Source organism: Paenibacillus sp. O199 (genome assembly GCF_001636635.1).
In the GTDB taxonomy this organism is placed as follows: domain Bacteria; phylum Bacillota; class Bacilli; order Paenibacillales; family Paenibacillaceae; genus Paenibacillus; species Paenibacillus marchantiae.
This window is the reverse complement of record NZ_LGRP01000012.1, coordinates 54,412-76,996: the sequence shown is the minus strand read 5'-3', so window position 1 is coordinate 76,996 and position 22,585 is coordinate 54,412. Positions and strand designations below refer to the sequence as shown.

Below are 22,585 nucleotides of genomic sequence, written 5' to 3'. Positions count from 1 at the left end.
TTTAGAATGTGGACAGCAACCGGACATTTTACACTGTAAATCACTTTACTCTGTCTCCTGCTCTTTGTAAAGGGATGGAAAAAGTTATCGTCATGAGGTATCATTTACATAAATTTTACATAGCGTTTACACTACGCTGACGCTTGTAGCCAATCACGAATAGTACAATTAGTTCATAACATCTAACCAAGAATAGATATGTAACAAATTCGGAGGCCATACATGCATAGAGATGTCAAAACAGGTAACTACGTTAACCGTGATTTAAGTTGGGTAGAATTCAATCGTCGTGTGCTTCAGGAGGCGCAAGATCCAACAACACCTCTGCTGGAACGCATGAGGTTTCTTGGTATTGTCGCCAGTAATCTGGACGAGTTCGTAAGTGTAAGGGTAGCGGAGACGAAAGAGAAGATCAAGGCTGGATTTACGCAAAAGGATTTTACTGGCTACACCCCTGCCGGATTGTACCGTAGATTGATTAAACGAACGGGGACCATGGTCGCCGAGCAATATAAAACCTATCGGGAGCTCATTCGTCTTCTCGCCAAGAAAGGCGTGAATTTCCAGGAATATACCGATCTGAATATGACCCAACAGCGAGCAATGGACCAGTATTTTCATGAGATCATTTTCCCGGTTTTAACACCGATGGCGATCGATTCGAGCCGGCCATTCCCACTGGTACACAATAAATCTGTATATCTGTCCGTGATGCTGCAGAAGGAAGAAGAGCAGGAGGGCGAGCCATTTTTGGCTATCGTTCAGGTGCCTTCCAATCTGCCGCGCGTAGTTCAGGCGCCTTTAAGGGCGAATAGTAAAAAGAAAACGTTCATTCTGATTGAAGATCTCATCAAACATCATATTCATACCTTGTTCAGCGGATATGTGCCGCTGGCTGTACAGGAATTCAGGGTGACCCGCAATGCGGATCTTTCCATTAATGAAGAAGAAGCTGAGGATTTGCTTGAAGCAATTGAGAAGGAGCTGCGACGCAGACGCCGGGGAGCACCGGTAAGACTGGAAATTTGTAAGGATTTCCGCCCGGATGCGTTGCTAGAGTTGCAGGAAGAGTTCGATATTCAAGACCCTATGTATGAGATCGATGGACCACTGGATTTGAGCTTTCTGGCCGGGTTTGTAGATAGTCTGGAAGGCTTCTCTCATTTGAAATATAGTCCGGTACAGCCTGTGTATCCTCTGGAGTTCCTTCCTCGGGAAAGTCACTTTGAACTGCTGCGTAAACGGGACGTGCTCGTGCATCATCCATACGAATCGTTCGAACCGGTAACGGACTTTATTGTGGAAGCTTCGGAAGATCCGCGTGTGATGGCGATCAAGATGACGTTATATCGGGTGAATGGGGATTCCCGTCTCATCCCCGCACTGGCTCATGCAGCCGAGAGCGGCAAACAGGTGACGGTTGTTGTTGAATTAAAAGCCAGATTTGATGAAGAACGGAATATTGCATGGGCCCGCACGCTGGAGAAGTCAGGTTGTCATGTCGTATATGGATTGGTCGGATTAAAGACTCATGCCAAGATTATTCTCGTCGTACGCAGGGAACAGAGTGGTCTGAGAAGGTACGTGCATGTTGGAACAGGTAACTATAATGAAAGTACGGCCAAAATATACACCGATGTAGGACTGTTTACCTCCAATCCCATCATTGGTGAGGATGCATCGGAATTGTTTAATGAGATTACCGGATATTCAGGACCCAAAGCGTTGCAAGCATTCCGCGTCGCCCCTGACGGCATGAAGGATGAACTGTTCGCGCTCATTCGTCGGGAAAGGGAGCATGCCTTCAAGGGAAGACCATCCAGGATTATTGCCAAAATCAATTCCTTATCCCATCAGGATATCATTGATGAATTGTATCTGGCATCTCAAGCTGGAGTACAGATCGATCTAATCGTGCGCGGTGTATGCTGCTTGCGTCCCGGGGTAGAAGGACTTAGCGAGAATATTCGGGTAATCAGCATCGTGGACCGGTTTCTGGAACACTCCAGACTGTTTTATTTTGAAAATAGCGGGAACCCGGATGTGTATCTATCCAGCGCAGACTGGATGACCCGTAATTTGAAGCGGAGAATAGAACTGATGTGTCCCGTGTTTGATCCGGAGTTGAAGAAGATGCTGGTCGATATATTGAATCTGTCGCTCATGGATAATGTGAAGGCAAGAGAGCTTATGCCTGGCGGCAATTATGTTTTTGTACAAAATGAAAAGCCCCCGCTGAGAAGTCAGACGGAGGCGATGGGCATTATTCCCTGGAAGCCTGCTGAATGGAGTGCGTTAACGTAACTCCCCAAGCTTCCTGTAAATCCTTGACGGCATCGTCAAGGCCACTGAGTTCCAGTAACGGCTCGGCTGTACAGATGAATTGCATCTGCAGCGAGTCGTTTTCTTTTGCCGCCTTTATGGCGGTTATACTTTCAGATCGATTAATCGCTTCAGTCACGCGCAGCAGAGAGCCCAAACGATGGGCATGCCGTTCGTCCGAATCCTTGAGAATGTCCTTGTGCTTATGCAGCAGCTGGGGCGTTCTTTTTTTTGGATGATAATCGGCTGCAACAGCACTCAGGATGGTCTCCCGGTGAGATAGTCCGTAGATGCTTGCATTCATGATCCAATAAGCCGAGTGCTGGGGATACCGGAAGTAGTTAATCTGTTTTCCAGCCATGTGCAGCATGGAGACCGTATACAGAATTCGGGTATCCGCTGGATCGGGAGCATTACCTTGTAGGGCAGTATACAGAGTAAGTGCATCATGGTGAATCCGATTCAGACGTTTCTCCGGAATGGGTGGACCAAAATGAATGAAGTTGCGAATGCTGTCCCGCAGCGCATCTGGCACGACTGGCTTACCTTCAGCAAGGAGATCCCTTAGCAAACCATCGCGTAATCCCGCTCCGCTCACGACATAACGATCCCCTTGGATGATTCGGAAGACCGTCCGCAATATGAGTACACCTGGAACAATAATATCGGCACGATCCTTGGCCAGTCCGGGTACTTTCTTGCGCTGTGCCGAGGTTAGATGTGGCAAAGAACGAGCGATATTTTCCATCTCTTCTGCACCGATTTCATAATGATGCGTAACCGGTAGTGAATATTGTGTTCTCTTCTGCTCCACTTTGGCCAGTGTACGCATGGTGCCACCAAGTCCAATAAGAGGTAGTCCGGGATGTTGTCTGATCCAATCCTGACCGCTCAATGCCTGTATAACTTCATTACATAGCGCAGCTGCATTTTCCTCAGTCCACTGATCTTCTCCACCATAACGGGCATGAGAGTTAACCGCACCAATAGGCAGAGAGATGCTGTGCAGTCTTTTTCGATCACGGAATACAGTGATCTCGGTACTGCCACCGCCAATATCCACGACATAACCATCTGCCAGATCAATCGATTGAGTGACTCCAAGGAAACCGTAATAGGCTTCCTGATCGCCGGATACACATTCGATGGTAAGTCCCGTCTCGGCTTCCAACCAACCTATAATTTCTGGGGCATTGCCTGCATTTCGAATCGCAGCCGTGGCTGCAGCGCGGATAAGCTTGGTTTGATATGCTTCGCAAGTAGCCCTGAATTGTCGCAAAATCGTAATGGCCTTATCCAGTGAATGTCGCAGGATGGTTCCGTCTTGTTCAACCACATTGCTTAGACGAGCGGCATATTTGTCTTCATGAATGATGCGATAGGCTCCATCCTGGTCGAGTTCATAAATAACCAGACGAATGGAATTGGAGCCGATATCGATGATTCCGAGTATTTCGTTATGTGTCATAAGCATCTCCTTCTACAGAGGTTAATCTACCCGACTTTTAGCAAGGCAGCCATGGCTTCCGGTGAACCCGGAGGCGTCGAGGAGAAGGGCGTGGTCAGCATGACCACAATGATGAAGACGATAAAGCAGGCAAACAGAATACAACTTACAGCAAAACCGCGATTGCTTTTCTTCATAAACAGTCGAATACCTGTAACGAATAGAAGTACCGTAATGGCTACCAGAACGATAGAAATTGCAAAATAGGCTACGCCATACAGTGATTTAAAAAATGATTCCATGTCTTCTGAACGCTCCTTAGATCCTCATATTTAAGCCTCTCCAAACCATTCCTTAGTAGCATACGATAGATTGATGCGTTTGAAAAGCAAACCAGGCGCCTGTTCCGGCCTTGAACCAAGCTGATGGACTATATCAACGGAAAAGGGGCCCCAGCCTTGGACAGACATCCAAGAAAGCACGGCTTCTGTTGAGTATGTATAAGGAAGGACTATTGTTCACGAAAGGAGATCAACCCATGTCGAGACAGCTTGCAAGCAAATGGCTGAAGACAGCGGCGCTGTTAAAATATCCGGTAGCTGCTGTCCACATTCCACAGACGAAGGCGTTCAACTCGGGGAATCTGCTAAACATGCTTAGTCATTATGGAATGGTGTATATCAAACCTGTTGTCGGTGGTGGAGGTTACGGTGTCATTAGAGTATCAGGAAGCGGAGGAGCCTATCGTTACACTCATATGAAGATAACCCGTTCATTTACTCAGTTTGATCAGATGTACCGCTCCCTAATCCGTGTAAAAGCCAGACGGAGATACCTTATTCAACAAGGCATTCATCTCGCAACCATTCAAGGCAGACCAATCGATTACAGAGTCAAAGTTGTCAAGACGGAAAGAGGCTGGGTATTCCGTTCTATGGTGGGACGGCTCGCTCGTCCGGGACTTGTCGTGACCAATCTTAGCAAAGGAGGGACGATGCTGTCCGGTAGGAGAGCGCTCGCTCTGTCCTTACCTCATATTTCCGGTAAACATAAACGTCGCGAGATGCGTTCACTGACACTCACCTGTACACATATCATGGAAAGTCAGTTCCCAGGTGTGGGGCAGCTCGGCTTCGATTATGGACTGGATCATTCAGGCAAGATATGGATTTTGGAAGTGAACACCAGACCGCAATGAAAATGGTTAAAAAAGCTAAAAAAATCCAAAGAAAATCCGATAGTAATATAGTAGGAAACTAGATGGAAAACGTTTGAAATTTAACAATTAAGGGTAATTTACTCGCATCAACTCTTGAAACTATGAATTTATTCTAAAAAAAATGCTCTGATAATCGTTCTGTTCGGTAAGCTACGATCCTGTGTATAAATACTGTCCACACTATCCACGTTGATCAATCAACATTTTTACCATTTATCAACAAACTATACACAGGATTTCCACATAACGTTGTGGATAACAAGAACGCTTGTTCTCTTTATAAATCTCTGATATGATAGTTTTGAGGAAAAAAAAGGAAAGGTTGTGGCGGGAAATGGCTATGTTATCCGATGAGATGTTGTTGGATTCCTACCATAAGGCGATTGAGTTGGATCTCGAACGAGATTTCATCGCACTGCTGTTGGCAGAAATCCATAAGCGCAAACTGGGTACCGACGTATCTGCCATTCTTCACTAGAGATCCTCATTGCAGGCAATGCTACAGGTTTCCGGACATGTCCCATAGATTGACAGGCCATAGCGTGCTTGTCTGACAATGGTGACAGTACATCATATGATTGCAAACGTTTTCGGCTTCGTCTGCCGTGTCAGAGGAAGTGTGAATGACGTAGGGGCTGTATGGTCCGGTGTAATCGTCCAATTTGCCGCATTCTGACAGTCCCTGAAGGCAGTGGGGACAAGCCTGCTCCGGTACAACCAGACCGTTACACAGCGGGCATATATAAGACAAGGGTATCCCTCCTGATGTTCAATTCATTCAGGAGTAAGATACCCTTTTTTGTGTCTTTTATGTTCTATTTGATTCCATAAGGAATTAGCGCTTCATGTTACTGCTGTGTCCCGGGGACAACTTAGCGTCTGGGTCGAAGTAAACCTTGGCATTGTTCACTGCGGTTGGTGCTTCACCGAATCCGACAGCAATCAGCTTCAGCTTGCCTGGATAAGTTGTAATATCTCCGGCAGCATAGATACCCGGAATCGAAGTTTCCATGCGGGAATCGACCACGATGGAATTGCTATCAATTTCGATGCCCCATTCTGCAATAGGTCCCAGGGAAGAGACAAAGCCGAAATTGACGATTACATCATCGACTTCAATTTCCTGTGTTTCCTTGGTTTTAACGTGAGCCAAAGTAACTTTGGTAATGCTGTCCTCACCATGAAGCTCCGTAATTTCGGTAGGTGTAACGATGTTCACCTTGGAATTCATCAGGTTTTCGACACTGTGCTCATGCGCGCGGAATTTGTCGCGGCGATGAATCAGGGTTACTTGCTCAGCGATTGGCTCAAGCATAAGCGCCCAGTCTACAGCGGAGTCACCGCCACCGCTGATCAGTACTTTTTTGCCTGCAAAGGCATTCAGGTCACTGATGAAGTAGTGCAGATTGGTTTTTTCGAATTTGGCCGCACCCTCAAGCTCCAGACGACGGGGTTCGAATGCACCCACACCTGCAGTGATAATTACGGCTTTGGCGTGATACTCATTCACATCGGTTTTTACGACGAAGTGACGTTCTTCTAATTTCTCTACGGATACAACCTTTTCCTCAAGACGAATGTTCGGGTTAAAATGGCTCATTTGCTCCACCAAGTTATTCACCAGCTCCTGAGCGGTAACTTTCGGGAACCCGGCTACATCATAGATGAATTTTTCGGGATAGAGGGCGGCAAGTTGTCCACCAAGTTGTGGCATACTTTCAACCAGAGTAACAGATGCCTGACGCATCCCTCCGTAAAACGCGGCGAACAGACCCGCAGGGCCGCCACCAATAATAAGTAAATCGGTCATGTCATGACCGGCAGTTTGTGCAGTCAAGAATCAACAACACCTTTCTTATTTTAATAGGTAGTTAACAGAAATAATAAAGCCGGGTACGTATGGTAACCAGCGTTTGTTGCTGAACTGTCTTTCTCATTATAAACGGTGTAAACTGGGTTGCAAAGTTGGCAGTTTGATGAATCTGGGAACAATAGATGAAGATCAGGTGAGAATAGGATGAAATTGGAAATGAAAGGTTATGAAAAATAACAAAAAAAACCTTGATCTTTGCCAGAAATACAGATATCCTTGACCTGTACTATGTGTTTTTTTGTCTAATTTAGCCCCAATTTGTAATGTGAAGACAATACCCGCGTTTTGTTGAATCTTGTGTATAATTTCACAATTTTAATCGATAACTTGCATGCAAAAAGTTCAAATAAATTCGCGAAGTTAACATTTGTCGTCATAATGGATAAGACCTCATCAATATGGGTAAGTAAGAGCCTTTTTACAACAAAACAATCGAATGGCTGATGCAACGAAACCGGAAGGGGTATAGACATGAGCAGTATTCCCAAAATCGTCATCCTCGGCGCGGGCTATGGCGGGATTCTGACAGCCCAGCGGCTGCAGAAGGAATTGAACTATAACGAGGCCGATGTCACATTGGTGAACCGGCATGATTATCATTATATCACTACACATCTACATATGCCGGCAGCCGGCACAGATACCATTGAACATGCAAGGGTCCCGATTTCGAAGCTGATTGACGAGTTCAAGATTGATCTGGTCAAATCCTCGGTGAAAGAGATCCGCCTGCAGGATCGGAAGATTATTCTGGAGGATGGCACGTTATCCTATGATTATCTGATTATTGGATTGGGTGGGGAACCGGAGACCTTCGGTATTCCAGGCATGCTCGATCATGCCATGACGATTCGCAGCATTAACTCGGTCAGAATGATTCGCGAACATATCGAATATCAGTTTGCTATGTACAAAAACGATAATAAACGTAACCGCATTCGTTTTGTTGTGGGTGGGGCTGGCTTCAGTGGTGTCGAATTCGTGGCTGAACTTGCGGATCGAATTCCTCAGCTTTGCAAGGAGTTCGACGTGAATCCCAAAAATGTGCACATCTATAATGTGGAAGCAGCGCCTTCAGCTCTGCCGGGCTTTGATCCAGAACTGGTTGAGCATGCAATGAACGTGTTGAAGAAAAAAGGTGTTACTTTTAAAATCGGTGTTCCGATCAAACAATGTCTGCCAGACGGAGTCATTGTGGGTGAAGGAGAAAAACTCGATGCAGCAACGGTTGTATGGACCGGCGGTATTCGTGGAAACGCCCTGCTTGAGCAGGCAGGTCTTGAAGTGATGCGCGGACGGGTGAAGGTCGATGAATTTCTTCGTGCCCCAGGGCATGAGCACGTCTATGTCATCGGTGACAATTCACTGGTTTTCAATAACGAAGGGCGTCCATATCCACCAACAGCTCAGATCGCGATGCAGCAAGGTGTTAACTGTGCCAAAAACGTTGTCGCTGCCATCCGCAAAAAGCAGCCTCAACCTTTTGTGTTTACAAGTAAAGGTACGGTTGCGTCACTGGGGAAAGGTGAAGCTATCGCCGTCGTAGGCGGTAAGAAATACAAGGGATGGAAGGCGGCTCAGCTGAAAAAGCTGGTGGATCTCCGGTACTTGTTTATCATCGGTGGCATTCCTTTGGTTCTGAAGAAAGGGCGGTTTTTTGGATGAGACATTGCAGTGTTCAGGTCAGAGGATTACTCACACGCGAAGAACTGGATCGTTACAACGCCCTGATGCAGGTTGGCGGTTATCTGGAGGAACAGGATCAGTATGATCTGGCTTATATCGTTCAGAAGGAAGTTGATATTCTCATTTTGCCTGCCATTGAGCGGCTTAAGGAGAAGGGACGTGACCGTGACCGGGCAACGGCTGAGTTTTTGGAATCTCTGAAAGCGGTTGATGAAGAGGATCAGGATTAAGCATTCACGTTATCCCAAAGATCATGAGTCATCCATTTATTATTGAACATTTCATATTCATTCGAAAAAGTAAAAGCACCGCTGATCCTCTCCTTAATGGAGGTATCGCGGTGCTTTTTGTAATTTATCCGATTTATAGCTTGAGCATCTCTTCCAATGTTCCTTCGTTCAGCAGGCTTCCTACATAGAAAGAGCCGAATTCGCCATAACGGGCACTGACTTCATCAAAACGCATCTCGTAAACGAGCTTCTTGAACTGAAGTGCATCATCCGCAAACAACGTAACGCCCCATTCCCAGTCGTCGAAACCAACGGAACCGGTAATGATTTGTTTCACTTTGCCAGCGTAACTGCGACCAATCATGCCGTGGCTGCGCATCATCGTACGTCGCTCGTCCATCGACAGCATGTACCAGTTGTCGTTCAGCTCGCGTTTTTTGTTCATCGGGTAGAAGCAGATGTATTGCCGCTGTGGCAGGACCGGTTTGAGACGGGCGATAATTTCCGGGTTTTGCATAGGGTCTTCGCCCTCTTTGCCAAGATAATTGCTCAATTCCACTACACTGACATAAGAATATGATTTGGTGGTGTATTGGGCAAACATTGTTTTGTTGAACGCGTTCTCAACGGCTTTCAGATCTTCCAGCGTTTCACGCAAGTGCATCATGACAAGGTCAGCCTTCTGTCCCACAACGGTATAAACGACAGTGCTTCCTTTGGATGAATCCTCTACTGCTTTCCATTCCTTCCAGAATGCCTGAAGCTCGTCCAGTGCTACGGCGCGTTCCTCATCATCGGCTGCTTTCCAGGCGGCCCAGTTAATCGAGCGGAAGTCGTGCAGGGCGTACCAGCCCTCCAGTGTTGATGCGGCTTCGTTCATTGAATTGATTCCTCCTGCAGGTTATATTTCCAAATCCCGGTAAGGGACGGTTGAGTACTTTATCGTCTTCATTGTATCCCAACAGGAAGCAGAAGGGCAAATGAAGAGAAGGTGAATATAGGGAAATTTGTCCAGAAAGTTCGTTGCTTCGCCACATTTTTTGCGGTACACTATCTACTATCCGTAGTAAGAGAAACCGAGTCAGTGAAAGAAGAGGTGAACGTCACCCGATGCAGTTTATACCTGTGCTGGTATTAATGGTGTTATTTTTCGTTATGATGTTTGGTATCGGTTTCATTCTGAATATGCTGATGAAGACAACCTGGTTTCCTTCCTATCTGTTCATTATTGTCATTCTGCCTGTCGTCGTGTATTCCTTATGGGATCATACGGCATCGTTGATGTCGCATTTGGGTTCTTTCCATATTGTAGACTATATGACGGGCGTAGCTGGACTTGCTGGAGCGGTCATCAGTGGCTGGGCCATTCGCAAACTTCGTCTGGGTGGGTACAAAATGTTTTAATCGGCTAGCCAATTTGGCAGCAAACGCTGGACTGCATTTTCCGTAAAGGTCTTGCCTTTGTCGTAAACGCTTACGAGTGCAAAGGGAAGGCTTTTTGGCATGCATCAAAAAATTGTGCATGATAATGCGGACATGTCTCATATATATCTGGATAACATTTCTCCATATGTTTACTTGTGTTCTAAGGCTGTAGCTTTTATAGTAATCTAGCAACTCTGCGAAAACGTGAATGCTGTCGACCTAGGACGAAACGGAGCGAGAACAGGTCCGTTTTTTACCTGTTTTTGAGCATTTGAGGATCGGACATTTATGATAGAATAGATAAACATACTTTTGGGGAGAAGGAGATCAAGCTATGCGCATGAAGAATTTGCACCATTATACTGAACATCATCGCTACTGCGTATACAGGGAGTTTGGACTTAGTGCCCTGGATGACCGCATGCTCACCGGAGCGTATCAGCCAATGGTAGGTGCCTTTGCGATAGGCTTGTATCGACTGCTATTTCAGCATCTTCCCGGTGAACAGGTCGGTTACTCGCCGCTTGAACAGCAACGGAGGCTGTTCATGACGTTGGGACTCGAGCCCAGCGAGAAAGGGCGCAAGTATTTGGTGGAGCAGGCATCCAAGCTTGAAGCCGTTGGTTTGCTTCAGACTTCTCGGCTGTATATTCCGGAAAATGACGACTACATTTATGAATATGAGCTGCAACCTCCGCTCTCTCCGGCAGAATTTTTCCGTACACAGCATTTGACACTGTTGCTTCGTGACAAAATCGGCAAGTTCGCCGTACTCTCACTACGTTCCGGTTTTTCGGCGATAGAGAGCGGTGACGCGCCTTACCCAGCAGCGAATAAAGAGAATATTTCCGTTCCTTTTTACGATATATTTGAATTGAATACCCATGTCATTGATTATGAACTGGAACAAGCGTTGTCGGAAGTTTCGACTTCGGCCCAGCGCAGCGGGATAAGTGGTGCGGCCGAAGAGAACAGCCTGAATTATGCCGACATTATATTGCGTTTTCCGCGTGAGTCGGTCAATCGCCGTCATGTGGAGCAATTGCGGTTCGATCACGAACAGCTCGGCATTGTGAATTATGTGGTGAACAAGTTCAATCTCAGCGTACAGGATGTATGTCGTTTGTTGGATGAAGATGATATCTTTAACCCACAGGGGCAGCTGGTGCTGGATGATCTTCAACACAAGGCAAGCCTGCAGTTCAGACAGACCAAGAAGCGACATGAGCAGCAGACGGTGCAGGCAGCGAAGGTTGTTGCTCTCAGACAGCATATGGAGGAGCCTGAGCATAAAGAGGATTCCGGTGAACCGCCTGTCGAACATGTGGTACAGATGGAATACTACGTCGAAGTGCCTCCGCAATTTTCGACCAAGTGTGATATTCATCAATACAATATGATGCTGCGTAATGAGCCTTACACACGATTGCTTCAGACGTTCTTCCCTGGTGCCGTACCGGACAACCTGGTGGACATTTTTGAGAAGATCGACCTCAGTTACAAGTTGCCTGGTGAAGTGATCAATGTGCTGATTCATTATTTGATGGCATTGCTTGTATCCGGCGGTGAGCAAAGAATTAACCGTAACTTTGTTGAGGCTATTGCCTCCAACATGCTGCTCAAGCAGGTGAATTCCTATGAGAAGGCGGTACAATACATTCGTGACCAAGCTAAGGTCAAAGGCAAACAGGCTGCTGGTGCAGCTGGAACCCGTTCCCGTACATACGGCAAAGGAACCAAAGCCAAACCCGAAATTCCGATTGTACAAGACATAGGCGCCGACGGCGATGCCGTATCCGAAGAAGAGTTTGAAGAGATGATGAGGTTTGCCCAGCAGATGCAGGCAAGCAAACAAAAGGGAACTTCATAATTTTCATAATATACATCCAAAAGGCGAGTCACCTAAATTAAAGGAGACTCGCCTTTTATTCTTTCAAGAAAAGAGGGGGACTCCCGATGGCGAAATGGGATAACATGCTGTCCATGCTTTGGATGCTGCGATCCGGAAGAAAGCTCACCGCCGCTCAGATCGCAGACAATTTGGAGATTAGCGTCCGCACCGTGTACCGATATATCGACGCATTATGCGCAAGTGGCGTGCCGGTCGTTGCGGAATCGGGCCATGATGGCGGTATTCGTATTCTGGAGAGTTTTAAGGAAACGCCATTGTTCTTCAACTCTGTAGAGTTGAAGGCACTTGTGGATGCGTTTAAATTTGCCCAAGGTGCTGGTTATCCGTATGTGCAGGAGCTGGAGTATGCGTTGAAGAAGGTGGAGAACGGACTGCACGAGGAGCAGCGCCACGATCTGTCTCGCCAGCAGAGCAGCTTGGACGTCGTTTCTTCAGCGCGTGCACCTTCTGTAGTTCCGTTGTTGCGGGATTTGGAACAAGCGACGAAAGACGGGCGAACGGTCCGTATGGTCTATCGCAAAGCGAATGCGGAGCAGGCTGACGAACGTGAAGTCGATCCATATGGGCTAGCGTATGACCGAAATGAATGGTACGCTGTCGCGTTCTGCCATCGGTCGCAGGCGATGCGGACGTTTCGCGTCGAACGAATCGAACAGCTGGAGTCAACCGAAGCGAGGTTTGACAAGCCGGAGTCTTTCTCTGCGTCCGCGTTTTTCTGTGAGCAGTCCAACCAGAGACGGGAGGCAGATGGGCCGTTAACCGTTATCCGTATCGAGGGACAGCCTGACACGCTTAATGCGGTTTGCAACCACTGGCATCTGCGCCACTATTTGACGGAACGAACCGATCGGGAGGCACGGTTTCTGATCGATGCTCCGACGATGAACAAGTACCTTCCGACATATCTCCTGACGTTGGGCACGGCCATTCGCATCCGCGAACCACTGGAGTTGAAGCGGCGGATTCAGGAAAAGGCATACGGTATCGCCAAACATTATGAAAACGATCCGAATTGAAGTTTGCTGACAACATTTGTCAGCGAACTTGTTATATGATAAAGACACAGCAGCGGCAGCCAAACCATGCGAAGAAGGGAAAGGTGAATTTATCGATGCTTCAACAACCATACCAACAGTATGACTATCATGTTTGGGCAAACGATCGATTGTTTGCACACCTGGAGCAACTCCCGGAGGAGGTATTCCATGCGGAAGTGACGAGCGTGTTCCCATCTGTATCACAAACATGTGCACACATGTATTTGTTCGAACAGCTCTATATGCTCGTGCTCGCGGAAGTTCCGAACGAGGAGATCTTCCCGAAAATCTCGGGCTGGACAGAGGAAGCGCAGGGTAAAACTGTGAATGAGATGCGGGAGCTGTTTGGCAACGTTGCTGAACGTTTCCGCGATTTACTGCGGAATACGCCTGAACCGGACAAGAAGATGACGATCGAGCATCCAAAATACGGTAAAATGGAAACACGTTTTTCCGACATCCTGCAGCATGTTGTCAACCACGGGACGTATCATCGGGGCAATGTGACGGCGATGTTGAGACAGCAGGGTTATAGCGGTGTGCCAACCGATTATATATTTTATTTGTTGGAACAGCAGAAAGTTCAAGGGTAAATGAATCAGATTAGAGTGAAGAGCGAATCAACCACAAAACAAAAAGTTGTATCGATAGGGTATGCCATGCTGATCGGAGTTATCATGGGGGTGGCAGCCAAACTTGTTGATGTTCCGGGGGTAAACCCTATATTTGACAGTATAGGTGGTCGTCTGGGTGTGTGGGTTTTTGTTGCAGCGCTTATAGCGGTTTTTAGCTATTCTCCAAAATTGGCGGCAGTAAAAATATTCATCTTTTTTGGGTCAATGCTGACCGTGTATTATGTTTACACCGTGTTATTTCTACATTTTTCTCCAGAGAAGGCTATGTTTTTTTGGGGGATATGTGCGGTGGTATCTCCGATCTGTGCTTATATTATGTGGTATGCACGTGGGAATGGGCTGTTATCTAATGTTGTTGCAGCTCTCCCCATTACATTATTACTGTCAGAAGGGTTTCAATTACGTCACGCTTACTTACCCATTCACACTCATTACTATTTAATTCCAGTCCTTATGATAATATATTTAATCATGATTGTTGTGTTGTTGCTGATCATACCGATAAATAAAAAACAATTTTTACCCATTCTATCGATAGTAGTTATATTGTCATTTATTATGATCTATTTTAATGTTTTAGGTCGGATATTTGGTGGGATGAACGGCGTATTGTAGGGTTAAATTAAAAGTGCCAAACATAAATTAGGCCCTTTCGACTTCCTGTAGGGAAGCGAAAGGGCTGGATTGATTTCTTGTGAATCTTTTATCGCAGAATCGTCGTTGCTTTATTGCCAGCATAATCTTCGATAACGAGCTTCAGGGAGCTGGTACTAGACGAAGGCGTGAAGGTCAGTTCACCCAGCTTCGTTCTGCCCCGAATGATATAAGGGAACTTTTGCGAAACGTAAGTTACTCCGAATTCGCGTGGTACCTCATTTTCATAGATATAGATTTTGTACCAATCCTCCAAATCAGGCAATGCGAGGGTATACTTTCCATCCTTTACCGTAACCTTTTCCTTGGCATATGGTGTAATCTGAGTATCTACCAGTTGTCCAGTCGTAGTGACTGGATTCTGTTTGCCAATGGCAATATCCAGGACGTAATGTTCGCCATTGGTCGGAAGACCTGTCAGAATGGCAGACTGTTTTCCTTTTTTGACCTGAAGTGTCTTGGTGAAAGGTTCCTTCGTATACTCGGTTTGGAGTGTAAGCTGGATCGGCTCTTTACCTGGGTTCTTCTTCGGGTTTTTCCAACTGACAATAGCATCGCCATTGTTCTTGAATTTCACATCAATGTCCTGAACAGCTGCATTCAAATCATAGGACAGGACGGTTGCTTCACTCTTGGTACCATCTGCGCCTACAGCACGAATGGACAATTCGCCAGCGGGATGTTTGAGCGTTTTAATATAAAATGTGGAGTCATACACGCCGCCGACATAAGCGCCGTTCTCATACAGATTATATTGCTTAACCTTTGAATAGTCCTCGATATCCCATTCGACAACCAACTCATCGGTGTTGGTCAGTGCTTTGGTAATATGGAATCCGGTTGGAGCATTCGGTTTGGCGGCAGAACCGTCGGATATACGAATTTCACCAATGTTCATCTGATATTTTTCAATCGTAGTACCATTAGGATTGAAGGATAGACCAAAAGCTGCAACGGTCTTCCCTTGGTGTGCACTTAGATCGAGTGAAGTAGTCTTCCAGCCTGCCGTGTGCTGACCTGAATCTGGCACTTTGACTTTGACTACTTTGGTTGGTTCATCCTCAAATATCAGTCCGACATACATGGAGGAAGCGTCGTTGACAGACGGTTTGTTATAGGTGAGTTCCAGTTTGGATTGGGCGTTGATCGACAGATCCGTCTTGTACAGACGCAGGAAATTGTCCGCATTTAGACTTCCGTTCACCACAAGAGAACTGCCGCCAGTGAACGCACCAACGGAATCATACGTATAACGAGCACCTTTTTCATAGGTTGGACCATAGTCAAAATCAACAGTGAGTTTGTCACCTTGACTATCCATCCACCACTGCCAGGTGACTGGGATATCCTGAATATTAATATTGGACCATTCGGTTGCATTGGAGACGGTTCCGCCCTCATAATATTTCAGACCGTGGCCTGTATTGAAATTGGTCACAAAATTGGAGCCGTGAATAACGGAGCGTTCGGTGAGATAAGCGGCGATGCCGTCCCACTTTGCACCAAGAGCATACACATCGGACAGATCGACGGATGCCGTACGGCGTGCGTTGGTTGGGTCCTGATTTGGACCTGACCACCAAGCGCGGTCACGCACAAAGGTCATCCATTGGTACTCATCATCGGCTCTATGATTCGTGCTGCCATCGCCCATTTCTTCATCCAGGGCATTATGGGTAAAGTCAGCACCAAGTGTTGCAATACTGTTCATCGGTTGACCGTTCTCGTCCAGATTGTTACGCAGATCGTAGAGCTGCTTCCAACGGCCAAACTGGTCATTCCCACCTTCGACACCGGCAAATACCGTTTCCAGTGGGTCAAGTCCCAAACCAATGGCATGATCGCGTGAATCACGCAGCATGTCATGGTTCCACACGTAATTCAGGAAGATCGAATCCGAGACTCTGCCTAAAGCAGAATCTTGCACAAAAGGACTGTTGAGTCCATTAAACTGGTTCTGGTATTGAATTTTGCCCGTTGTATTGATGGTGGAGTCATACCACTGAACATATAGTCCTTCGTTTCTTAAATATTTCATGAATTTCTTGTAGGAAGCGATGTCTTCAGGCGCAACGCCTTTGGCAACCTCTTCCTGATTGAAGAAGTATCCGTCGTAATTATAATACTTTGCCATCTCGACCAGCTTTGCAGCAACAGGGAAATTCCCTTTTTCATCCTGCACAAGCATCTGCTTGTAGGTTTGTGGACCGCGATCGTTGTCTGAGAAGAAGATGTTGGCGATGGAACGGACACCGTTTTTGTGTGCAGCATTGGTGTAAGCCGGATTCGGAATGTTCAAAATGCCAAACTCAAAGTACTTTTCCGTCCATTCCTTATTGGGGTCATACAATTCCTCAGGCACGCCAGCAGAAGCCATACCATGCCAATAGCTATAATAGTCTGTGTACTGCCAATAATTAAAGAGGTACTCGCTGAATTCATTCGTGTAAGGGGTGCTATCGAAGAATGAATTGCCATAATCGCCACTCATCGTAAACAGCTGGGTGTCCGGGCTGAGTTCGGGATAAGCCTGCGTGGCCGCAAAGGCATCGTTACGTGGTTGCAAAGGTACATGAGCACGAAGCAGATCACCATGGATATCACTTTCGGGTGTCCAATTCAGAATCTGGGCAGCGGTGTAGCCATGCTGATAAGGCTGATTTACTCCCTTGGCGCTGTCACCTGTGTAAGGAAGCGTGTCTCCGGCATAAACGGATGAGGCAATGACTTGTCCAAGCAGAGCCGAAGTGAGAACCATTGCGGTTACTTTGGGGATAAGGCCTTTGGGTTTGTGTTTGCGTGTCATGTTGTTCCTCCTTCAAGTCGAATGAATGTAAGGTATTCTTTTACACAAAAATAAACTTATGGTTAACGATAGGGTATGAAAGCATTTTCAAATAGGGAGAAATTAAAGAAAGGAAGGTATAAACTAAAGAAAAGTTCGAGGTGACAAGTTAATGTTAGAAGGCAAATGATATACTTTAGACAGGAAAACAGCATCGGGGGGAACATGTGACTTGAAAATTGTTAGCGTTTACAAAAATTTCTTTAAAAATAATATGTTTATGAAGATGCTGTTCATCTTCTCCATGATCTCAATTGTAACGATTATTACCTTATCCTATATCATTTTCCTGTCGGTGTCCGATGCCACAATTCGCCGAGAACTGGCGATCCAGAAAGCGGCCATGGAGAGTGTTGACCGATATATTCATCAGCAGTATGAATCGGTGCAAAACATGGTGAGGGACATGCATCAGAATGAGGCCTTATCAGCCAATATCACCTATCTGATGAACCACACGTACGCCGAGTATGTACAGCATCTGACGAATGGCTATTATGCGAATCAGGATGATTATTCAGCTGATGTACTGAAACATTTTCAAAATATCATGGATCGCAATTCGGATATCAATCAAGTGATGTTATATAGTGCCGAGCGGCAGGATCTGTCCTCCTTCAATCAACATAAGCAGTTCAGAAAGCTGAACACCAATGTGGCTCATTCCTATATTCCTGACGTGATGGCGATGGAGACACCGAATATCAGCGCACCAAACTATTGGATTCGTAAAGAAATTGATCAATGGGACCCGGCGCTGTATGCGATTCGGGTGCCTATCAACGATACACAGACCCTTCGAAATTTGGGTCAGTTCCTTGTTTTCTTTGACTCAGCAGGTATTGGCAACGCTTTGGATAGTTACGAAAGTAATCTCAAGGGAGAAATTGTGGTGCTGTCAGCCAAAGGTACAGTATTGTTCGATTCCAACAGTAACTATTACGGCAAGAAGTACCCCTATATCAATGTGGCCGATTCCCTGTTTGATCAGACGGATATGGACTCGATGAAAAAGGAGCGAAATATGTATGTGAACAAGTTTGTCTCGGCGGATCAGGGCTATGTGGTCGTTGGCACGGTTCCTGTGGATGAGATGGCTGAGGCCTATGCGGGTACACGCAACACAATCGTTTCGATTAGCATCATATGTATCCTGTTTGCAGTGTTGGTTCCGGCGTTTTTCATTATTAATTTTGCCAAACGCACCCGCAGAATCATTCGTTTCACCCAAAGGGTGAAATATGGCAACCTGACAGCACGCATCGATGATGCCCGTGATGATGAGCTTGGACAGATCTCGCACAGTTTCAACGATATGCTGGATGAACTTAATCAATATATTGAACGCGTCTACAAAGCCGAGATCAAACAAAAGGAGACAGAACTGGTCGCTCTCCAGGCACGGATTAATCCTCACTTTCTCTATAACACGTTGGAGGTCATCCGAATGAGGGCAATTTCGCAGGGGGCGAAAGATGTCGGGGAGATGATCTACAGTTTATCCGTGTTATTCAAGAGCCTTGTTCAACAGAAGAAAAATTATACGCTCAAGGATGAGATGGAAGCTTGCCGTCTGTATCTGGAATTGTTCCGAATCCGGTATAAGGATATTTTCATGTACACGATTCAGTTGGACCCTGTGCATAACCAGCATCCGGTGGTTAAGCTGTCCCTGCAGCCGATTATTGAGAACTATGTGGTGCACGGCATTCAGACAGAACGTTCGGATAATCAATTAGCGATCGTTGTTGAAGAACTGGGCGACGCTTTGCAGGTAGAGGTTAGAGATAACGGTAAAGGCATTGATCCTGAGCGCCTGACTGAAATTTTAGAAGAACTGGAACGTCCGGAAGAGTCGGGTAAAATGTTCGGACTGCGCAGCGTACACACCCGTTTGCGTTTCCTGTATGGACCGGAATTCGGCATCACGATAGAAAGTACACTCGGAGAAGGAACCCTGATCAGGGTTCGTTATCCTCATACAGAAGGGACAGGTTTTTAATATGTACAAGGTATTTATTGTGGATGATGAACCGTTCATCATTGAAGGATTGTACGATATTTTGGATTGGTCGTCGTTTGATATGGAAATTGTAAGTCATGCCGGCAATGGACAAGCCGCATTAAACGCCTTGTCTGCGCAGCCTGTGGACATTCTGATCACGGATATATCGATGCCATTCATGAATGGTCTGGATCTGATTCGGGAAGCAAGGCAGTTGCAGCCTGAGATCAAGGTGATTATTTTAAGTGGTTTTAATGAGTTTGAATATTTGAAAGAGGGCATGCAGCTAGGCATCGAAAATTACCTGCTCAAACCGATCAATGTGGAAGAGCTGGAATCGACGCTTCGTAATACGGCTTCCAAGCTGGACCATGCATTGTCTCCTCAAACGGATGATGCTTATGGTGTTCAGATTCTGAAAGACAACATTCTTCATCGATGGCTGACGGGACAGATTGCCGCCATGGAATTCGAGGAACGGGCACAGTTCTTGAACCTTTCGCTGGATGCACCCGATGTTGCAGTAGCTATCCTGCGAACTAAAGGGGAAGTATCCGGCATGTTCGAGCGAGTGGAGGACATGCTGAAGGATAAGTCCTATGTGAATATATTTCATGACATCGATGGGGACATCGTCATCGTTGCCAATGTGCATGCAGGCGAGGACGAGAAAGAGAAGTTTATGGAGTGCCTTCAGGCATTATCCGCTGCGCTATGTGAGACACATCCTGCTGTTCTGATTGGGGTAGGAAGTCTGATACGTGGACTTCACCATGCGCCGACAAGCTATCAGGAGGCGAAAAAGGCGCTCCAGTATGTGATGATCTATCCCGATCTCAAAGTGATCGATCATGCCATATTGGAGAAGGGGGGAAGCTCTGCTTCTTCCTTTTCGATCGATTGGAAGGAGTACGCGAAGCTCATTCTATCCCGTAATGCAGAGCTGCTTGCGGAGCGAATTCGGGTCGATTTTGAACAGCACCGCGACGGGGTTACTCCGGCTGAGTTGCAGAACATCGCACTGGAAGTGGTCATTCGTTTCAAGATGGAATTGGAGGGCATCAAACATTCGGATGAATCGGCTATTTACCAACGCGGACTTCGTCTTGTATTGGACAGCGGAACCTTTGATGAACTCGTGCAGGCGTTGCAGCAGGTTGGTTCGGAGACGATTCAGTCTTTGCTTCAGGATTTAAAGAATCCAATCGTCAACCAGGTGCTTCAACATATTGACAAACATTACGCAGAAGAGCTTTCCCTGAAGCTGCTGGGTGCTCACTATCATCTTCATCCAGTATATTTGGGACAACTGTTCCACAAGGAGACCGGGGAGACTTTTGCCGAATATATCAATAAATACCGGATTGAACGTGCCAAGGAACAGCTGCGCAATTCGAATCTGAAAGTACATGAGATTGCAAGGAATGTCGGGTACTGGGAGACCGGATATTTCTATAAACAGTTCCGCAAGTATGTGGGAATTTCACCTACCGATTTTAAGGTTTTTGGATAATGTTCAGTGGATCACCGATTGGACCAGTGGACTGAAATGAATGAGACATTCTGGGGACAGGAGGGCATGCAATGGAGTTGATGCCAAATGTTACTCAGTATGTCTTTTTGATGTAAGCGATTTATTCAAATAGGTACAAATTAATGAATCAGTACAGATTTCTCTTTAATTTGTACCTCGAAATATTAAGTTTATCTTCTTTTTGAAAATGCTTTCATTCGATAAGGTTAAAGCAGTTAGTTTGTAGAGCTAAAGGGAACACGAAAAGGGAGGATCAAGGAAATGAGTAAACAAAGAAAAAGTTTTTCTCTCGTACTTGCATTATTGATGGCGGTTACACTCGTTCTTAGCGCCTGTGGAGGAAGCAAGGATGCTTCAGAATCAGGGGAAGCAGGAGAAGCTCCTGTCGAGCTGATCTGGTACACCATTGGTACCCCTCAGAAAGATGTTAATAAAGTGATGGAAGAAGTCAGCAAGTACACGAAAGAAAAAATCAATGCCACAGTAACGATGAAAATGGTTGACTGGGGTGACTATCCGCAAAAAATGCAAGTTAACGTAGCATCCGGCGAGCCAATGGACATCCTGTTCACCTCTTCCGGCGGATTCGATTATGTTCAAAATGCCAGAAAGGGTGCATTCCTGGAACTGGATGACTTGCTCCCTAAATATGGTCAGGACCTTATTAAAACGATTGATCCTGCATTCCTGAGTGGTTCGAAAGTAGACGGACACAATTACGGAATTCCGGCCAACAAGGAGCTGCCTCAACAAGAGGTATGGCGTTTCAACAAAACGCTGCTAGATAAATACAAAATGGACATCTCCAATATCCGTACGTTGGACAGTCTGGAGCCTTTGCTCAAAACAATCAAGGAAAATGAGCCAAGCGTGACTCCATTTGGAATGGATAAAAACTTCGTTCCTTATGTTCCTTATGACTATGTCATTCAGAATTTGCCAATGGCGATCAAACTGGATACAACGGATTACAAGATCGTGAACATTCTGGATACTCCGGAAATGAAAGCAGCACTCAAAACGATGAGCAAATACTATAAAGCTGGTTATGTATCTGCAGAGGCAGCAACAACAGGCTCTACCAATGACCTGACTACATCAGGCAACTGGTTCCTGGATCGTGCACAGACTCAACCGCTTGCAGACAACCAATGGTCGGCAAGTTACGGATATCCGGTAGTTTCCACACCAGCTAGTGATGCGATCATCACTAACACGTCTGTACAAGGTTCGATCATGGCCATCTCGGCTAACTCCGAATATCCGGAGAAAGCAATGGAGTTTCTGAACCTGTTGAATACAGATCCAGTCCTGCGCAATATGGTTGATTCCGGTATTGAAGGCGTTCACTACAAAAAAGTGGATGACACGCACATGGAAAATCTCGCTGAATCCAAGAACTACGATATGCCTTCTTACTCCCTCGGTAACAACATGTTGTTGTATCTGAACAACAATGACCCGGATAACAAATGGGATGAGTTTAAGAAGTTTAATGCAGAGGGTGTAAATTCCCCAATTCTGAGCTTTAACTTTGACTCAAGTAAGGTGTCGTCGGAACTGACAGCTGTGCAGAATGTCAAAGAGCAATACTGGGCCGCATTGATGACAGGTACGCTGGACCCAGAGAACAATTTGGAGCAAGTGATTGAGAAGTTCAATCAAGCCGGACTTGAAAAAGTGATGGCTGAAGCCCAAACCCAGCTTGATGCCTGGAGAGCGGCAAATAAGTAAGGGTAAATTCAGGGATCGGGCCGCTGC

General features: G+C 46.2%; 19 protein-coding genes. 13 read left to right on the top strand and 6 right to left on the bottom strand.

The genetic code is table 11. The features are described 5' to 3' along the window. The first annotated feature begins 222 nt into the window (after window positions 1-222). Window positions 223-2,304, top strand: coding sequence for a polyphosphate kinase 1 (gene ppk1 / locus A6049_RS18615; RefSeq protein WP_063566111.1), 2,082 nt, complete (start codon window positions 223-225; stop codon window positions 2,302-2,304). On the opposite strand, the gene A6049_RS18610 is transcribed toward ppk1, so the two are convergent. Both A6049_RS18610 and A6049_RS18605 read right to left on the bottom strand, forming a co-directional pair. Then, window positions 2,264-3,790, bottom strand: coding sequence for a Ppx/GppA phosphatase family protein (locus A6049_RS18610; RefSeq protein WP_063566110.1), 1,527 nt, complete (start codon window positions 3,788-3,790; stop codon window positions 2,264-2,266). The genes ppk1 and A6049_RS18610 overlap by 41 nt on opposite strands. Before the next feature lie 26 nt (window positions 3,791-3,816). Beyond that, window positions 3,817-4,071, bottom strand: a complete 255-nt coding sequence (locus tag A6049_RS18605; protein ID WP_063566109.1) for a hypothetical protein — start codon at window positions 4,069-4,071, stop codon at window positions 3,817-3,819. 236 nt (window positions 4,072-4,307) lie between these two features. On the opposite strand from A6049_RS18605, the gene A6049_RS18600 reads away from it, so the two are divergent. Together A6049_RS18600 and sda are read left to right on the top strand one after the other, a co-directional pair. Further along, entirely contained in the window at window positions 4,308-4,967 is a 660-nt protein-coding gene (locus A6049_RS18600) for a YheC/YheD family protein (protein ID WP_063566108.1), read from the top strand. Window positions 4,968-5,322: 355 nt separating this feature from the next. Then, window positions 5,323-5,466 carry a sporulation histidine kinase inhibitor Sda gene (gene sda, locus A6049_RS18595; protein WP_024632651.1) on the top strand — a complete coding sequence of 48 codons (144 nt, stop codon included), beginning with the start codon at window positions 5,323-5,325 and terminating at the stop codon, window positions 5,464-5,466. 21 nt (window positions 5,467-5,487) lie between these two features. Here sda and A6049_RS32960 read toward each other — a convergent pair whose 3' ends face one another. Continuing rightward, window positions 5,488-5,739, bottom strand: coding sequence for a hypothetical protein (locus tag A6049_RS32960; protein ID WP_072735483.1), 252 nt, complete (start codon window positions 5,737-5,739; stop codon window positions 5,488-5,490). A gap of 84 nt (window positions 5,740-5,823) precedes the next feature. Beyond that, window positions 5,824-6,798 (bottom strand): NAD(P)/FAD-dependent oxidoreductase, encoded by a 975-nt coding sequence (locus A6049_RS18590; protein WP_211754064.1) that lies wholly within the window; start codon window positions 6,796-6,798, stop codon window positions 5,824-5,826. 534 nt (window positions 6,799-7,332) lie between these two features. On the opposite strand from A6049_RS18590, the gene A6049_RS18585 reads away from it, so the two are divergent. Both A6049_RS18585 and A6049_RS18580 read left to right on the top strand, forming a co-directional pair. Continuing rightward, entirely contained in the window at window positions 7,333-8,526 is a 1,194-nt protein-coding gene (locus A6049_RS18585; protein ID WP_024632649.1) for an NAD(P)/FAD-dependent oxidoreductase, read from the top strand. Beyond that, window positions 8,523-8,777, top strand: a complete 255-nt coding sequence (locus A6049_RS18580) for a hypothetical protein (RefSeq protein ID WP_024632648.1) — start codon at window positions 8,523-8,525, stop codon at window positions 8,775-8,777. Before A6049_RS18585 ends, A6049_RS18580 begins: the two co-directional genes overlap by 4 nt. Before the next feature lie 133 nt (window positions 8,778-8,910). Here the strand turns inward: A6049_RS18580 and hemQ are convergent, their stop codons facing one another. Then, window positions 8,911-9,657 carry a hydrogen peroxide-dependent heme synthase gene (gene hemQ, locus A6049_RS18575; RefSeq protein ID WP_063566107.1) on the bottom strand — a complete coding sequence of 249 codons (747 nt, stop codon included), beginning with the start codon at window positions 9,655-9,657 and terminating at the stop codon, window positions 8,911-8,913. A gap of 230 nt (window positions 9,658-9,887) precedes the next feature. Here hemQ and A6049_RS18570 point away from each other — a divergent pair, with 230 nt between their 5' ends. The 5 genes from A6049_RS18570 (at window position 9,888) to A6049_RS18550 (ending at window position 14,401) form a co-directional block, all read left to right on the top strand. Continuing rightward, window positions 9,888-10,181, top strand: a complete 294-nt coding sequence (locus A6049_RS18570) for a YuiB family protein (RefSeq protein ID WP_053783239.1) — start codon at window positions 9,888-9,890, stop codon at window positions 10,179-10,181. 355 nt (window positions 10,182-10,536) lie between these two features. Beyond that, window positions 10,537-12,072 carry a replication initiation and membrane attachment family protein gene (locus A6049_RS18565; RefSeq protein WP_063566106.1) on the top strand — a complete coding sequence of 512 codons (1,536 nt, stop codon included), beginning with the start codon at window positions 10,537-10,539 and terminating at the stop codon, window positions 12,070-12,072. An 86-nt stretch (window positions 12,073-12,158) separates the two neighbouring features. Then, complete coding sequence (locus A6049_RS18560; protein WP_063566105.1) at window positions 12,159-13,130, top strand: helix-turn-helix transcriptional regulator; 972 nt, start codon at window positions 12,159-12,161, stop codon at window positions 13,128-13,130. A gap of 95 nt (window positions 13,131-13,225) precedes the next feature. Next, a complete protein-coding gene (locus tag A6049_RS18555) occupies window positions 13,226-13,744 on the top strand; it encodes a DinB family protein (RefSeq protein WP_063566104.1) in 519 nt (172 codons plus the stop codon). Continuing rightward, the gene (locus tag A6049_RS18550) at window positions 13,745-14,401 is read left to right on the top strand and encodes a hypothetical protein (RefSeq protein ID WP_063566103.1); all 657 of its coding nucleotides are present in this window, start codon (window positions 13,745-13,747) and stop codon (window positions 14,399-14,401) included. Window positions 14,402-14,489: 88 nt separating this feature from the next. Here the strand turns inward: A6049_RS18550 and A6049_RS18545 are convergent, their stop codons facing one another. Then, the gene (locus tag A6049_RS18545; RefSeq protein ID WP_063566102.1) at window positions 14,490-17,246 is read right to left on the bottom strand and encodes an endo-beta-N-acetylglucosaminidase; all 2,757 of its coding nucleotides are present in this window, start codon (window positions 17,244-17,246) and stop codon (window positions 14,490-14,492) included. Window positions 17,247-17,457: 211 nt separating this feature from the next. On the opposite strand from A6049_RS18545, the gene A6049_RS18540 reads away from it, so the two are divergent. The 3 genes from A6049_RS18540 to A6049_RS18530 all read left to right on the top strand — a co-directional run bounded on the left by A6049_RS18540 (window position 17,458) and on the right by A6049_RS18530 (window position 22,558). Continuing rightward, on the top strand, window positions 17,458-19,287 hold the full coding sequence (locus tag A6049_RS18540) for a sensor histidine kinase (protein ID WP_063566101.1): 1,830 nt from the start codon (window positions 17,458-17,460) through the stop codon (window positions 19,285-19,287). Between the two features lies 1 nt (window position 19,288). Beyond that, window positions 19,289-20,803 (top strand): response regulator transcription factor, encoded by a 1,515-nt coding sequence (locus tag A6049_RS18535; protein ID WP_063566100.1) that lies wholly within the window; start codon window positions 19,289-19,291, stop codon window positions 20,801-20,803. Between the two features lie 282 nt (window positions 20,804-21,085). After that, window positions 21,086-22,558, top strand: a complete 1,473-nt coding sequence (locus A6049_RS18530; protein ID WP_063566099.1) for an ABC transporter substrate-binding protein — start codon at window positions 21,086-21,088, stop codon at window positions 22,556-22,558. Window positions 22,559-22,585 lie beyond the last annotated feature (27 nt).

Coding starts and splice junctions, on each gene's coding strand:
- ppk1 (WP_063566111.1), top strand. CDS start 223: ATGCATAGAGATGTCAAAACAGGTAACTACGTTAACCGTGATTTAAGT.
- A6049_RS18610 (WP_063566110.1), bottom strand. CDS start 3,790: ATGACACATAACGAAATACTCGGAATCATCGATATCGGCTCCAATTCC.
- A6049_RS18605 (WP_063566109.1), bottom strand. CDS start 4,071: ATGGAATCATTTTTTAAATCACTGTATGGCGTAGCCTATTTTGCAATT.
- A6049_RS18600 (WP_063566108.1), top strand. CDS start 4,308: ATGTCGAGACAGCTTGCAAGCAAATGGCTGAAGACAGCGGCGCTGTTA.
- sda (WP_024632651.1), top strand. CDS start 5,323: ATGGCTATGTTATCCGATGAGATGTTGTTGGATTCCTACCATAAGGCG.
- A6049_RS18590 (WP_211754064.1), bottom strand. CDS start 6,798: ATGACCGATTTACTTATTATTGGTGGCGGCCCTGCGGGTCTGTTCGCC.
- A6049_RS18585 (WP_024632649.1), top strand. CDS start 7,333: ATGAGCAGTATTCCCAAAATCGTCATCCTCGGCGCGGGCTATGGCGGG.
- A6049_RS18580 (WP_024632648.1), top strand. CDS start 8,523: ATGAGACATTGCAGTGTTCAGGTCAGAGGATTACTCACACGCGAAGAA.
- hemQ (WP_063566107.1), bottom strand. CDS start 9,657: ATGAACGAAGCCGCATCAACACTGGAGGGCTGGTACGCCCTGCACGAC.
- A6049_RS18570 (WP_053783239.1), top strand. CDS start 9,888: ATGCAGTTTATACCTGTGCTGGTATTAATGGTGTTATTTTTCGTTATG.
- A6049_RS18565 (WP_063566106.1), top strand. CDS start 10,537: ATGCGCATGAAGAATTTGCACCATTATACTGAACATCATCGCTACTGC.
- A6049_RS18560 (WP_063566105.1), top strand. CDS start 12,159: ATGGCGAAATGGGATAACATGCTGTCCATGCTTTGGATGCTGCGATCC.
- A6049_RS18555 (WP_063566104.1), top strand. CDS start 13,226: ATGCTTCAACAACCATACCAACAGTATGACTATCATGTTTGGGCAAAC.
- A6049_RS18550 (WP_063566103.1), top strand. CDS start 13,745: ATGAATCAGATTAGAGTGAAGAGCGAATCAACCACAAAACAAAAAGTT.
- A6049_RS18545 (WP_063566102.1), bottom strand. CDS start 17,246: ATGACACGCAAACACAAACCCAAAGGCCTTATCCCCAAAGTAACCGCA.
- A6049_RS18535 (WP_063566100.1), top strand. CDS start 19,289: ATGTACAAGGTATTTATTGTGGATGATGAACCGTTCATCATTGAAGGA.
- A6049_RS18530 (WP_063566099.1), top strand. CDS start 21,086: ATGAGTAAACAAAGAAAAAGTTTTTCTCTCGTACTTGCATTATTGATG.